The sequence below is a fragment of the Acinetobacter sp. P1(2025) genome (assembly GCF_051390655.1).
Lineage (GTDB): Bacteria > Pseudomonadota > Gammaproteobacteria > Pseudomonadales > Moraxellaceae > Acinetobacter > Acinetobacter junii.
The window spans coordinates 1-14,343 of sequence record NZ_JBPKBJ010000001.1 but is presented as its reverse complement, the minus strand read 5'-3'; the positions used below and the strand labels follow the sequence as shown (position 1 = coordinate 14,343).

Sequence of the window (14,343 nt, the reverse complement as noted above, 5' to 3'; positions counted from 1 at the left end):
AATTTAACTCTTTTTTACTGTGACAGGTAAGATTAAGCCATCAAGTTGTTGTAATTGTGGGGCATTTACATGTTTTTGTTTTAATTGATGTAACACATCACTAAATTGAGTGAGAGCACCTTGCATATACAATGCTTTGGCATATCGAATTCCAATATTTACATTCTGACTAATTTCATACGCTTGCCCAAGGACTTTGACTGCGGTATCAAAATCATTTTGTAAAAATGCGATATAACCTAGTGTATCTAAAATTGAAGCTTGTTCTGGTGCAAATTCTAGTGCGAGTTCCGCATACTTTCGTGCTTCTTTTAAGCGACGATTTTGTAAAGCGAGGGTATAGGCGTATGCATTAAGATAGGTTGGGCTGTTTGGCTCAATTGCCAATAATTGTTTCAGAGTCTTATCTAATTTATCTCGATCAGTGAAAGGATCAAGTAATAGTACTTCTGCATAAATGAGTTCAGGATCATCTGGTAAATTCTTTATTGCTTCATCCAGTAATGCTAAAGCCGCTTTTTTATTATTCATTTTCTTTAAAATATCAGCTTGCGCTTGATATAAGAAACTTGCATGTTGAGGATAATTCACGCGCTCTTGGGTTAAGAAGCGTAGTGCATCATTCAATTGTTCTTGTTTTTCAAAAATAGCAATCATATTGCGTCTAGAAACGATATATAAACTGCCGTCTACTAATCGATAATATGCCTTTGCTGTTTCATAGTGCTGTTTGCGTTGAGCATTGATGGCTAAGTAGTAATAGGCTTCATTTTGATATTTGCTTGAATTACGCAAATCGACTAAGTACTGTTCTGCTTTTTCATATTGTTTCAAATCAATACTGGTTAAGCCTGCAATAAACAGTGCTTCTTCAGCATTTGGATGATCTTTTATAACATCTTCAAGTTTTTCTAATGCTGTTTGTTGATCATTAATCTGAATGTAATAACGTGCTTCCGCTAAACGAATATCGAGATTTTCTTTATTCTTGCGGCTTGCTTTAACAAACCATTTTTGGGTTGCTTCATCATCTTGTAAAGCCATTAGCAGGTTGGCTTTCATTAAAATAAAACTAGTCGACTTAGACCGTTTACGCAATGCACGGTTAATATTCTTAAGTGCTTGCTCATACAAACCATCTTGCGCTTCTAGACCTGCGATCAAAGCCAATATCGAAGGATTGTCTTTTTCTGTGCTGGCACGTAAAGCATTCAATAAGATTTCGCGATCTTGAGCATTCTCAGGTGCAATTCCAGCCAAAATTTGTTCTAGATCAGAAGTGGGATCAATATTAAGGATTTTATCTAAGGTTTTTGCCGCAAGCTCATATTCATGCGTTTTCAATGCAATATGTGATAAGTAAAATAATGCTGGAACATCTTTAGGCTCTTGTTCAACCCAGTGCGTTGCAATATTTAATGCAGCTTGCAGATCATTGTATTCAAGAGCAACATCTAATGCGCGTTGCTTAATGGTTGTAGAGTTACTACGAATGGCAAGAACGGTGTAATTGTGTAATGCGGTTGCAATATCATCATAAGCAAGGGAAAATTCAGCAATCATGCTCTGTTGTAGTGCATTCTCAAAACTTTTGTCAGCATACATATCGTGTATTGCTTGTGCAGAGACATAAGAGCTCATGCTACCTAACAACAAGATTGTGGTAGAATACCGTCGAATCGTCTTGCCGCTAAAGTTATTACGGCGATATAGCTGACACAATTTTTATTGATCCAAAGTAATGCTTTTTATGACACCGATGTTGCACAATAACATAAATTTAGCGAAATGATGATCTGATATGTCTTTCTTTGCATTGGGTGTCAACCATCAAACAGCTTCTGTTGAATTACGTGAGCAAATCGCTTTCAATGCAGAGCGGTTAGCTGCGCTATTGCAGGAGCAACGTCAACATCCTTCATTGAAAGATATGGTGGTTGTGTCTACATGCAACCGCACAGAAGTTTATGCCATGACAGAAGACGCGGATAGCGTCTTAAACTGGCTCGCCCAAGTGAATAATATTGATGTAAAACAATTAACTCATCATGTTTATCGTTACGAAAACGCTCAAGCTGTTACACATTTAATGCGTGTTGCCAGTGGTTTAGATTCGCTGATGTTAGGCGAACCACAAATTTTGGGACAGGTAAAAAGTGCTCTTGCCCTATCAAAAAATGCTGAAACAGTATCACCAGAATTGAATAGTGTTTTTGAATATGCTTTCTACGCAGCAAAGCGTGTACGCTCAGAAACGTCAGTCGGTAGCCATGCCGTATCAATGGGTTATGCTGTTGCGCAACTAGCATCACAAGTATTTAGCCACCCAGAGAAAATAACAGTAATGATTGTTGCTGCGGGTGAAATGAATACTTTGGTTGCCAAGCACCTTGCTGAAATGGGCGTGGCTAAAATGTTAATTTGTAATCGCAGTCGTGAACGAGCAGATCTTCTTGCTCAAGAAATTGCTCATCAAGTAGATGTTGAAATTATTCCTTTCAATGAGTTAGCACAAAATTTATATCGAGCAGATGTTGTTTCAAGTTGTACAGGAAGTTTGCATCAAGTGATCGGATATGCAGATGTTAAATCAGCATTGAAGAAACGGCGTTATCAACAAATGTTGATGGTGGATTTAGCTGTTCCACGTGATATTGATCCAAAGGTTGAGTCACTAGATAACGTTTATTTATATGGCGTAGATGATTTACAAAGTGTGATAGATGAAAATCTAGCACAGCGTCGTCAAGCTGCTGTTGAAGCTGAAGTGATGGTAAATCAATTAGCGACACAATTGATTACTCAGCAAAAAGTTAAAGAGGCGGGCGGAACGATACAAGCCTACCGCCAACATAGCGAAGAAATGAGTCAAATTGAGTTAGAACATGCCATGGATGCATTACAACATGGACATCCGCCTGAGCAAGTTCTACAAGAGTTTGCTCATCGTTTGACGCAAAAATTGATGCATCCGACCTCCATTTTATTGCGTGAGGCGGCTAAAGCTGAGAGCCCTGATTATTTTGAATGGCTACAGCAGCATCTTCATGAAGTATTTGAGCATGAGCGCAAGCCAAAACAATAAAAAATTAGGATAGTAAGCGTAAGCTAATTTGCTTAGTTAATTCATTCAATTGCTGACGTAAGTTGCGTGATTCAATCAGTGTAATCGGCGATTTAAGTTTTAATCTTAAATACTTTTCTTGTAAGCCTAGAGCATATTCTTTTGCTAATTTATCTGCAATTTCAGGTGCTTGAGTTAATGATTGAATATTGGTGCGTTGCATAATATCAGCAATCTCATGGCTAAAATTGCTACATGCACCGAGTACATAATAAGTTGCTAACTCTTGATCATCTGGTAGATCATCAAACACGATATTTAGTACGGCTAAAATCTTGGCCAACAATTCTGTTTGATCAATCACCGCACGTAATTCTTCAAAATGAATATAAAGAAAGGGATGATGCATTAAAATAGCGATCGCAAAATCTTCATCTTTGGTTTGGATGTTAAAAGAAAGCGAAGCATCATGACTAATTTGTGGGGTAAAGCGTTTACCCAAGCCAAGTTTTTCACGGAAAGATTGGGTGAGCAAATAACGAAAAGAACCATGTTTGGGTAATAACTCCGTTAATTCTCGTAGTTCTCCCATGACTAAACTTTTACCTTCAGGTGTGCTGACATCATGTTGCCCTGTTAAATGGGCAAATACAAAGTCAGACAACAGTGGTGATTGTTGAAGTAGCCTTTGGAAGTTTTCTAAACCTTCTCGACGAATCAAAGAGTCAGGATCATGCTCATTGGGTAATACAAAAAACTTTAATTCACGCCCATCATTAAGAAGTGGTAATGCGATTTCTAATGTACGACGTGCTGCTTTTTGACCCGCAGCATCACCATCGAAAGCGATGGTGATTCGCGAATTTTGCTTAAATAATGTGGTTAAGTGATCTGCATTACTTGCTGTTCCAAGTGTGGCAACAGCACCATTAATGCCGTATTGCTGCAAGGCGATGACATCCATATAGCCTTCAACCATCAACCAATCATTGGCTTTAAGTTTACGGCCCTCATATAAACCATAAAGTAATTGGTTCTTGTGAAAAACTTCAGAATCAGGTGAGTTAATGTATTTGGGTTTAATTTCATCATTTAATGCACGACCACCAAAACCGACCACACGTCCTTTGTGATCACGAATGGGGAAGATTACACGCTCTCGTAACAAATCAAAATCACGCCCACTATCACTAGAGCGAATTAAGCCAAGTTGCTTTAAGCCTTCAATATCTTGAGGGAAAGCTTTTTCTAAATGCTGCCAGTCTTCAGGCGCGTAACCTAAACGCCAAAATTGAATTGTTTGTGGTGACAAGCCACGCTGCCTAAAATAATTCTGAGCTTTTTGACTATTAGGTAGCTGACGCTCATAAAATTGAGCTACATTTTCAAGAAGATCATATAAATTGCCTTCTTGTACATTTTCTTCAAATGCGAAAGACGGATCAAACTGCGCAAAGGGATCATCTATGAAACGATCCATATCTACAAAGTGCCCATCGGTATAGTCATCAACAGCAGGAGGCGGAGTTGTATGACTCTCTTGTGCTACAGTTGGTGCTGCTTTTGTAATAGTCTGAGAACTACGTTTGTAGGATAGTTTTTTATTATCTTGGTTATCCTTGGGTAAATCGATACCTGTTTTATTAGATAGTTCCTTCATTACATCAACAAAGTTACGACCATCAATATCCATTAAAAAGCGAATAGCATTCCCATTTGCCTGGCAACCGAAGCAGTGATAGTACTGTTTATCACGGTAAACGTGGAATGAGGGGGACTTTTCTTGATGGAAGGGACAACAGCCAGAATAGGTACGCCCAGTCTTTTTTAACTTCACACGTTGACCAATCAAATCGACAATGTCGGTTCGATCTAAAATCTGATCAATCGTATGTTGTGGAATCGCCATGTGCATTTAACCATTCAGGTAGAAAGTGAAATATTTTGCCGAGCAAAATGTCAGAAATTATTGTTGCATAAAATAAAAAACAGGCAAGGAGAGTCTTGCCTGTTTGATGTATCAGATGATTGCAAATTAGTTTGCAGCATCGTCCTCTGATGAGTTTGTTGCTTCTGGTTTATCTAAAAGCCCAAAGCTAAGACGATTTGTCCAACTCGGCTTATTATTTTCAGCTGGTACTACTGGTGTGACAACGGCTTCAGGTTGAGAGGTTGACTCTGTTTCAGATTTATCAAGTAAACCAAAACTTAGGCGGTTGGTTAGGCTGCGCTGTTGAGCTTCAGATATAACTTCTTCTTTCACTTCAACTGTTTTAGATTCACGACCTAACAAGCCCAAAGTAGCACGATTTACCCAACTACCTTCTTTGCGAGCAGCGCGTAGATTGACTTCACCGTTTGATTTCACAAGGTTTGGATAATTGAGTTTTAGAATTTCGATATATTGCTGAGCAGTCGAATTGTCGCCAAGCTTTTGATAGCTGTAGGCAAGTGTTGCTAAAGCTTCAGGTGTTTGAGGTGTTTGAGGATAATGCTCAATCACCCATTGTGCGCGCTCAGCTGCAGCCAACCATGCTTTACGTTGGATATTAAAACGTGCCGCATTCATTTCACTTTCAGCCAATTCTTGACCAATAAATTTCATGCGTTGCGCCGCATCAACAGAATATTTACTGCTTGGGAAACGGCGAATTAAATCCACAAAATTCTGGTATGCAACTTTTACATAGCTCACATCACGATGTGACTGTTGTAAAGAAGTGTAACGAATTAAGCTATCGTAGTTCATTTCCATGTTCGCTACGCCACGAACATAATAAGCATAATCAACATTTGGATGCTGTGGATTTAGACGGATAAAACGCTCTGCAAGCGCAATCGTGCCTTCATAATCTTTCTGTTTGAATTTTGCATAGAGAAGTTCAAGTTGAGCTTGTTGCGTGTAGCGTCCTGTTGGATAGTAGGTATCTAACGCTTCAAGAGATTTAACCGCATCAGTGTATTGATTGCGATCAAGAGACTTTTGTGCTTTTTCGAAATAAACTTGCTCACTTGATTGTGGTCCTTTATCAACCACTTCTTTTTTACTTGGATTGCTGCTACAGCCCACAAATGCAGACGCTACACCTAAAGAAAGTGCAAGCATCGTAATTTTATAACGTGGTAGCGACATAAAAACTCCTCTGTTATTCTGGGCAATGAGCTACAATGGTTCTATTAAACCATTTTTGTACCGATCATCAAATGACTTCAGCACAATCTTCCAATTCAAACTTCTCTGAAACAGATTTCTTACTCGAAGATTCTGTGGATGCAGATAATCATAATTCTGACTCAACTGCAACACGTTTATCGTTGCAAATACAACTCGATGAAGAGTATCTCGGTCAGCGTATCGACCAAGTCGCGGCTATGGTATGGAGCGAATTTTCGCGAGAAAAACTTAAACAGTGGATGAAAGATGGTCATCTGTTGGTAAATGGTAACATCGTAAAACCGAAGTATCGTTGTGAAGGTAATGAGCTTCTAACCTTAGAAGTTGAGTTAGAAGCGCAAACGACAAGCCAGCCTGAAAATATACCACTCAATGTCGTCTATGAAGATGATGATATTATCGTGATCAATAAAGAAGTAGGGATGGTCGTTCATCCAGGTGCTGGTAATCCATCGGGAACATTGGTCAATGCATTACTTTATCATGCGCCAAAACTTGCAGAACTTTCCCGAGCTGGTTTGGTTCATCGTATTGATAAAGATACCAGTGGTTTATTGGTTGTTGCCAAAAATCTAGAAGCTCAATTTTCGCTAAGTAAACAACTCGCTAAAAAAACAGTCTATCGTGTATATGATCTAGTGGTTTATGGAAACATTATCGCTGGTGGAACGATTGATGAGCCGATTAAAAGACATCCAGTCGATCGCGTGAAAATGGCGATCCTACCAGGTGGTCGAGAAGCGGTAACTCACTATAACGTGAAAGAACGATTTAGAGATTTTACTCGCGTTCAAGCTCAACTAGAAACGGGACGTACTCATCAGATTCGTGTGCATTTTAGCTATCTAGGATATGGTTTAGTCGGTGATCCAGTTTATGTAAATCGTGTGCGTTTACCTGCTGGCGCTTCTGAAACATTGATTGATATGTTGCGTAGCTTTAAACGTCAAGCATTGCATGCAGCAAAACTTGGTCTCGTTCATCCTCGCACTGGTGAAGAAATGATGTTTGAAGCACCGTGGCCTGAAGACTTTAAGCAATTAGTTGAAGTATTGCGCACTGAAAATAAGGCTTATTAAACGATCTTTGGAATAAAATATGGAATTTGTACAAGGTTTGCCTAAAGGTGTTTACGTCGGTCAAACGTGTATTGAGCATCCTCAAGCGATTGCAACGCCAAATCAAAATCTAAAAGGTTTTAATTTAGCATTGCATGTTAATGATGAAGCACAGCGAGTTCAGCAACATCGCATGATTTTGCTTAATCAACTATCAAACTATGGTGTTGATAAGATTACATGGATGACACAAACGCACAGCACGATTTGTCTAACTATCAATGAACAAATTCCATTTAATGCCCCTGAAGGCGATGGCTTAGTCACACAGCGTGCAGGACATGCACTCATGATGATGACAGCGGATTGTTTACCAGTTGTTTTAGGAAATGCTGAGGGTACAGAGGTTGCTAATCTACATGCAGGCTGGAGAGGTTTGGCGAATGGTATCATTGAAAATACCGTCGCTCAGATGCAATCACAGCCAGAATGGGCGTGGTTAGGAGCTGCGATTAGTCAACCTTGCTTTGAGGTCGGCGCAGAGGTGAAAGCTGCATTCTGTGAAAAATATACTGAACTGGAATTTGCATTTATCTCAGGACAGACTGAGGGTAAATATTTAGCTGATTTATATGCAATCGCTCGGTTTATTTTAAATCGCTTAGGTGTGCAGAATGTTTTGGGTGGCAATCAATGTTCATTTCAACAAACGACAGATTATTTTTCTTATCGTCGAGATTCTAAAACAGGACGTATGGCAACATTTGTGTTTATGCAATAATTTTAATTCAATAAGCAGTTGATTCGCTTAGTTGTGATGAAAAATGTTAAACTTGATTCAATTCATTGGTTTTTAAATTTTCCATGTCTTTCATTGATCAAGAAACTCCTAAAGTTCAAGTTTGTGTAATTTTTCATAGTCCTTATGGACATACTGCAAAAGTTGCTCAACATATTGCTCAAGGTGCGGAACAGGGAGGGGCAGAAGTGCATCTAATTTCTGTTGCTGCTCCACAGTGGGATTTAATCGATCAAGCTGATGTGATCGTAATGGGTTGCCCAACTTATATGGGTAGTCTGACTTCTGCGCTCAAGCAATTCATGGAAGACTCGTCTAAGCGATGGCTTGCGCGAACTTGGCAAGGCAAAATAGCTGCGGGCTTTACCAATGGTGGTGGATTAAGCGGTGATAAATTGGCGGTGTTGCAACAGATCAATCTGTTTGCGATGCAGCATGGCATGTTATGGGCGGGTTTACCGTTTATGCCAACAGGACGAAGTCCATCAGATATTAACCGTATGTCCAGTTTTTTAGGTTTAATGACTCAGTCAGATAATGCAAGCGTCGAAGTAACGCCACCAGAAGGTGATTTAGAAACCGCACGTAAATTTGGCAAATATTTAGCAGAATTACGATTAAAACAGATCAATATTTGATACCTATAAAAAAACCTCCAATATCCTTGGAGGTTTTTTATTATTTATGCAACATACGTGCTTTATCACGCTGCCAATCACGGTCTTTTTCCGTAGCACGTTTGTCATGTAATTGCTTACCTTTGACCAACGCAATTTCGAGCTTAACCAAGTGACCTTTCCAATAGCAGGCTAAAGGAACACATGAATAACCTTTTTGGTTCACTGCGCCTAGTAACTTTTCTAGTTCACGACGAGATAATAATAACTTTCGTGTACGTGTCGATTCAGGTACGACATGGGTTGATGCAGACAATAAAGGCTGAATCTGTGAACCAAATAAAAAGGCTTCACCATTTTTAAAAATGACATAACTTTCAGACAATGTCATACGTCCAGCACGTAAGGATTTTACTTCCCAACCCTGAAGTGACATGCCTGCTTCAAATTTTTCTTCGATAAAGTAATCGTGACGCGCTCTTTTATTCTGAGCAATCGTGCCACCATTATGTTTTTTTACAACTGTTGCTTGCGCCATAATTCAAACTTCCACAATTGCATCTATTGTGCCGTAAAACGTAACCTTTTTCCATTGTTTAGGAATTTCGCGTTTATTGCGAACTTTTGTTAAAATACATGCCTTATCTCATTCACTTAGAGTACAACGCATGTCTAAAACACGTGTGATTTATCCAGGGACCTTTGATCCGATTACCAATGGACATGTTGATTTAGTTGCAAGAGCATCAAAAATGTTTGATGAAGTTGTTGTTGCAATTGCAATTGGTCATCATAAAAATCCTGTGTTTAGTTTAGAAGAGCGTGTTGAGTTAGCCAAAGCATCATTAAGTCATTTAACCAATGTTGAGTTTGTAGGATTTGATGGCTTGTTGGTTAATTTTTTCCGTGAACAACGTGCCACAGCTGTACTTCGTGGTCTAAGAGCGATTTCTGACTTTGAATATGAATTCCAATTAGCCAATATGAATCGTCAGCTTGATCCTCATTTTGAGTCTGTATTTCTAACGCCTTCAGAGCAATACTCATTTATTTCATCGACATTAGTTCGTGAAATCGCTCGTTTAAAGGGTGATGTAACCAAGTTCGTGCCTGCTGTCGTCGTTCAGGCATTTGAGCGTAAACATCAACAAGGTTGGTAGCGTGTCTTTATATATAACAGATGAATGCATCAATTGTGATGTCTGTGAGCCTGTATGTCCCAATGAAGCAATTTATATGGGGGAATCAATCTATGAGATTGATCCTGCGCTTTGTACAGAGTGTGTGGGCCATCATGACAAACCGCAGTGCCAACTATTTTGTCCAGTTGATTGTATTCCTCTTGATCCCAATCATGTTGAGTCACAAGACCAACTGATGGAAAAATATAAAAAATTGACAGCGCAAAAAAATACAAGCAATTAACTTTGAACTTTGATAATATGCGCCTCGAAGTGGGCTGGACGGTCGCTGCTGTGGAGGTCTCCGTGACTGAAGCAGGGGAGGAAAGTCCGGGCTTCATAGGGCAGGGTGCCAGGTAACGCCTGGGCGGCGAAAGCCGACGGCAAGTGCAGCAGAGAGTAGACCGCCTCATTCGTGAGGTAAGGGTGAAAGGGTGCGGTAAGAGCGCACCGCGTGTCTGGTAACAGTTCACGGCAAGGTAAACCCCACCAGAAGCAAGACCAAATAGGAATCCTGAGGTACGGCCCGTACTGGATTCGGGTAGGTCGCTTGAGCGTATGAGTGATTGTACGCCTAGAGGAATGATCGTCCTCGACAGAACCCGGCTTATAGGCCCACTTCTAAGTTTTTTTGAAAATTGTGCTTGACGTGTGTAGCGAAAGTTAAGATAATGCGCCCACAGTTTTCGGCTATGTAGCTCAGTTGGTTAGAGCACCGCACTCATAATGCGGGGGTCACAAGTTCAAGTCTCGTCATAGCCACCATTTTATAGACCACGCTCCTGCGTGGTCTCTTTTTGTCTATTGTTTTTATAATTTTTTAAATACCTTTTTAACAAACTAATTTTACAGTTTAGTTAAGTGTTTAAATTTTTATGAAATTGCCGAAAAATGATCAAATGTGATTTAAAAGAATAAAAACTGTTCATATGTTCCATATTTTCAACGTCATAGGCTTGACCGTTTAAGCAGAACACTAGATAATGCGCACACAGTTTACGGCTATGTAGCTCAGTTGGTTAGAGCACCGCACTCATAATGCGGGGGTCACAAGTTCAAGTCTCGTCATAGCCACCATTTTAAAAACCACGCTCCTGCGTGGTTTCTTTTTATCTATAGTTTTTTTCTACTCAGCGCTGACTTGAGCTAGATTAGAGATGTGTTTCGATAACTTGTAGGGTCTGAGGGTTGCCGTAGAAAGGTTTTAAAACCATGTGAATAATGGGTTCTAACACATTATGTTCATCTAAGGCTTTAACAACTTTTGGATAAAAACGAACTGCCTCATTGCGTAGATCGCTTTCTTCCAAGCCAATAGCTGTGAAAACATCTTGTAGGCTTTCATCTTTATAAAAATCATAGAAAACTTTAACGCCATAGAGAATCAGATCTTGCAAAAATGAAGACTGGCGTAATTCTTTCCAATACTCATAGATCATCACAAAGAACTCTTCTACATCTAGAGGAGTGACTTGCTTAGTGTATTCAGAGAGTGGTTTAGATTTATTGTCGTCCCAAATATTGCGTGCCAAACTTTCTAGATCATCATTTGATAATAGACTCAAATCAACAAGTTGTTCTTGAATAAAGCGTGCAATACTTTCTTCTATTTTTTGCTCAATACGTTGTTGTTGGCGATAGGAAAAAGTTTTTAATTTCTGCTGCCATTCATATTTACTATCTTGAGCTTTTTCTTCATCAGCTGTAGCAAATAGTTTGGGTAATTTATTCTGTAGTGTAGAGGTTGCTATATATAAGCAGAGTTGCTCAATGGATGGGCTTTCTTTTAGAAATTTATTCAAATATTGTCGAATATTATCTAATTCTAAGATTTTAGATAGCCACATTTCAAATTGATGATCTGAGAATACATCTTGGAGTTGTGCTGAGGATTGCAAGGAAAAAACATGAAGACGCTGGGCAATTTCTCCAATGAATTCTAATAGTCCAGCACCTAATTGCATTTCAAAAGCATAGCGTTTAACTACAGCTTGAATTTGATCAAGCTCTACAACTTCTTTCAGTTTTATATTCGGAGCATGTTGTAAAAAAAGCTGAATAAACTGTTGGAAAAACTCGGGTGAGAGTTGAGTAGTGAGTTGGTTTTTATAAAACGCCACTTGCTCAAGCATAAGTGCTTGAGCAAGTAATTGTGACTTTTCAGAAACAATTTTTTCAGTCATTCGTTGTCCATCCGTTGACGATAGGGTAACGTCGTTCACGGCTAAAAGCACGTGAGCTGATGCGTGGTCCGATTGCACCTTGACGACGTTTGTATTCGTTGCGATCAACCAATCGAATCACTTTTTCTACCACTTCAGCATCAAATCCTCTCGCAATAATATCTGCTTGGCTTTGATCTTCTTCGATGTATGCATAAAGTATCGCATCAAGTACATCGTAAGCTGGTAAAGAGTCTTGGTCAGTTTGATCAGGGCGTAACTCGGCAGAAGGGGGGCGGCTGATCACACGCTCTGGAATTACAGGGGTTTCACTTAAAGTATTACGATATTTTGCTAATTCAAATACGATGGTTTTGTAGACATCTTTCAATACAGAAAAACCACCAACCATATCGCCATAAAGGGTGCAGTAACCAACTGATATTTCAGATTTGTTACCAGTCGATAATACGAGATTACCAAACTTATTAGATAAGCCCATCAATAGCGTACCGCGAGTACGTGCTTGTAAGTTTTCTTCGGTTGCATCAGCTGGTGTGTTTCCAAAGAATGGATAAAGTGTTTGCATAAAGCTATTTACAATAGGGTGGATCTCAGCAATACCAAAAGTTACGCCCATACGACGAGCTTGCTCGGTCGCATCTTCCACACTCATTTGTGACGTGTATGTATATGGCATCATCACTGCTTGAACTTTATCTGCCCCGATCGCATCCACTGCGATCGCAAGTGTTAATGCAGAATCAATACCACCAGATAAACCTAAAATGACACCTGGGAAGCCTGAACGTTGAACGTAATCACGAGTTGCCATTACGAGTGCTTGATAAATTTCAGCAAAGGTTTCAAGTGCAGGAGCTGATTCAGTTTTTTTGAATTCTTTTTGCTCTGCATCATATTCAACAAAATAAATTGATTCTTGGAAACTTGGAGCTTGTAGTGCGATGTCTCCATTTTTGTTGGTTACAAAACTTGAACCATCAAAAATTAGATCATCTTGACCACCTACTTGGTTAACATAAACTAGATTGAGATTTAACTGTTTAGCTAACTCATTTAAAGTTTGGATACGATGTTGCGGTTTACCTACTTCGTAAGGTGAAGCATTAAGAACTAATGCTGTTTCTACATTGAGCTGGCTTAATTGCTTAACAGTATTCAGTGACCAAACATCTTCACAAATAAGTACACCAAATTTATGACCTAAATATTCAAAAATTAGATGCTGATGACCTTCTTGGAAGTAGCGTTTTTCATCAAAAACACCATAATTTGGCAAGTTATGCTTATTATAAATCCCTAAAACTTGTCCATCTTTCATCACGGCTGCTGAGTTATAGCGGTAGCCATCTTCGGTTTGATGAACAAAACCAAATACCATGACGATATCTTTGACTTCACTTAATTGTGCAAATGCTTTCTGAGTGCGTTTGCTTAAATTAGGTCGAATCAATAAATCTTCAGCTGGATATCCGATTGTTGATAATTCTGGAAAGATGATTAAATCGGCTTGCTGCTGTTTTGCTAAATTTGCTTGCTCAACCATCTTTTGAGTATTTGCGTCAATATTGCCAATATGCGGAGAGAACTGGGCAAGAGCAATTTTAAAATTTTTCATTCAAACTTAATCCTGAGTCTTAACATGTGTTGATATACAAGTTCTTGATTTGTGTAAGTATAATTTTAAAGAACGTTGTATATCATAGCGCCAAACATTCTATATCTTAAAGAAAAATGACAAGGTGTCTAATATATACTAATTGCACATTTTTCTGCGTAAAAATAACAAGTTTTTCTGTTTTAAAGAGCAACATTTTTAAATGGTTGCGTAGTGATGGTGCATGACTATGAATAAACTTAGCATTGTCATTTATTCTTTTTTTTCGTGTCACTTTCGCATACCGAAATGACAGTTCAATGACATGAATAGAAATACTCTTTTTCGATTATTTCGGTAATGGGATAAAAAAATTAGGACTTACGCACTATCATTTATAGATTCTCTGTGGTAGCAGATGATTTTTATCGAGAATAAAGTCATCAATGAAGTCTTTGATGATTGGTCTAAATAAGTTCTTTTGCCAACGATATACATTTTCAAAGGTCCGCTCAAACTGTTTCTTTTGTATCTCGACGTAGGCCATCAAGGCTGAAAAAATATGATTCAAAATCAGTTTAGATCGTCTTACCTGAAACTTTTCAATATGACAAACCTGTTTAATCACTCGGTGATATTGCTCTATTTTCCAATGACTTGAATGTAATT

At 38.9% G+C, this 14,343-nt stretch carries 13 protein-coding genes, 2 tRNA genes and 1 other RNA gene; 9 read left to right on the top strand and 7 right to left on the bottom strand.

Translation table 11 applies throughout. The features are described 5' to 3' along the window. Positions 1–3: 3 nt before the first annotated feature. Complete coding sequence (locus ACSC97_RS00080; RefSeq protein WP_436658540.1) at positions 4–1,722, bottom strand: tetratricopeptide repeat protein; 1,719 nt, start codon at positions 1,720–1,722, stop codon at positions 4–6. A 79-nt stretch (positions 1,723–1,801) separates the two neighbouring features. Between ACSC97_RS00080 and hemA the strand changes: the two genes are divergently transcribed. Further along, positions 1,802–3,085, top strand: coding sequence for a glutamyl-tRNA reductase (gene hemA, locus ACSC97_RS00075; RefSeq protein ID WP_436658537.1), 1,284 nt, complete (start codon positions 1,802–1,804; stop codon positions 3,083–3,085). Between the two features lie 4 nt (positions 3,086–3,089). Here hemA and ACSC97_RS00070 read toward each other — a convergent pair whose 3' ends face one another. Together ACSC97_RS00070 and ACSC97_RS00065 are read right to left on the bottom strand one after the other, a co-directional pair. Then, on the bottom strand, positions 3,090–4,973 hold the full coding sequence (locus tag ACSC97_RS00070) for a DNA primase (protein WP_436658535.1): 1,884 nt from the start codon (positions 4,971–4,973) through the stop codon (positions 3,090–3,092). A 126-nt stretch (positions 4,974–5,099) separates the two neighbouring features. Continuing rightward, the gene (locus ACSC97_RS00065; RefSeq protein WP_436658533.1) at positions 5,100–6,197 is read right to left on the bottom strand and encodes an outer membrane protein assembly factor BamD; all 1,098 of its coding nucleotides are present in this window, start codon (positions 6,195–6,197) and stop codon (positions 5,100–5,102) included. A gap of 71 nt (positions 6,198–6,268) precedes the next feature. Here ACSC97_RS00065 and rluD point away from each other — a divergent pair, with 71 nt between their 5' ends. From rluD to ACSC97_RS00050, 3 genes are all read left to right on the top strand, one after another. Further along, positions 6,269–7,318 carry a 23S rRNA pseudouridine(1911/1915/1917) synthase RluD gene (rluD, locus tag ACSC97_RS00060; protein ID WP_026057388.1) on the top strand — a complete coding sequence of 350 codons (1,050 nt, stop codon included), beginning with the start codon at positions 6,269–6,271 and terminating at the stop codon, positions 7,316–7,318. 19 nt (positions 7,319–7,337) lie between these two features. Then, positions 7,338–8,078 carry a peptidoglycan editing factor PgeF gene (gene pgeF / locus ACSC97_RS00055; protein ID WP_087540694.1) on the top strand — a complete coding sequence of 247 codons (741 nt, stop codon included), beginning with the start codon at positions 7,338–7,340 and terminating at the stop codon, positions 8,076–8,078. 83 nt (positions 8,079–8,161) lie between these two features. Beyond that, positions 8,162–8,734 (top strand): flavodoxin family protein, encoded by a 573-nt coding sequence (locus tag ACSC97_RS00050; protein ID WP_004913972.1) that lies wholly within the window; start codon positions 8,162–8,164, stop codon positions 8,732–8,734. Positions 8,735–8,774: 40 nt separating this feature from the next. Here ACSC97_RS00050 and smpB read toward each other — a convergent pair whose 3' ends face one another. After that, positions 8,775–9,251 (bottom strand): SsrA-binding protein SmpB, encoded by a 477-nt coding sequence (smpB, locus tag ACSC97_RS00045; RefSeq protein ID WP_004663490.1) that lies wholly within the window; start codon positions 9,249–9,251, stop codon positions 8,775–8,777. 130 nt (positions 9,252–9,381) lie between these two features. Between smpB and coaD the strand changes: the two genes are divergently transcribed. From coaD to ACSC97_RS00020, 5 genes are all read left to right on the top strand, one after another. After that, positions 9,382–9,873 carry a pantetheine-phosphate adenylyltransferase gene (coaD, locus tag ACSC97_RS00040; protein ID WP_004913971.1) on the top strand — a complete coding sequence of 164 codons (492 nt, stop codon included), beginning with the start codon at positions 9,382–9,384 and terminating at the stop codon, positions 9,871–9,873. Between the two features lies 1 nt (position 9,874). Further along, complete coding sequence (locus tag ACSC97_RS00035; RefSeq protein WP_004913970.1) at positions 9,875–10,138, top strand: YfhL family 4Fe-4S dicluster ferredoxin; 264 nt, start codon at positions 9,875–9,877, stop codon at positions 10,136–10,138. A gap of 26 nt (positions 10,139–10,164) precedes the next feature. Continuing rightward, positions 10,165–10,520: RNase P RNA component class A (gene rnpB, locus ACSC97_RS00030), an RNA gene on the top strand. Positions 10,521–10,582: 62 nt separating this feature from the next. Continuing rightward, positions 10,583–10,659: transfer RNA gene (locus ACSC97_RS00025), tRNA-Met, on the top strand. A gap of 235 nt (positions 10,660–10,894) precedes the next feature. Continuing rightward, positions 10,895–10,971, top strand: a tRNA-Met gene (locus tag ACSC97_RS00020). A gap of 74 nt (positions 10,972–11,045) precedes the next feature. Here the strand turns inward: ACSC97_RS00020 and ACSC97_RS00015 are convergent. From ACSC97_RS00015 to ACSC97_RS00005, 3 genes are all read right to left on the bottom strand, one after another. After that, positions 11,046–12,077 (bottom strand): hypothetical protein, encoded by a 1,032-nt coding sequence (locus ACSC97_RS00015; RefSeq protein WP_336949644.1) that lies wholly within the window; start codon positions 12,075–12,077, stop codon positions 11,046–11,048. Beyond that, positions 12,070–13,695, bottom strand: a complete 1,626-nt coding sequence (locus ACSC97_RS00010; RefSeq protein ID WP_199955916.1) for an NAD+ synthase — start codon at positions 13,693–13,695, stop codon at positions 12,070–12,072. The genes ACSC97_RS00015 and ACSC97_RS00010 overlap by 8 nt, the downstream gene beginning before the upstream one ends. Positions 13,696–14,065: 370 nt before the next feature. Beyond that, the coding region (locus tag ACSC97_RS00005) for a transposase (RefSeq protein ID WP_436658527.1) at positions 14,066–14,343 on the bottom strand (278 nt) is incomplete at its 5' end.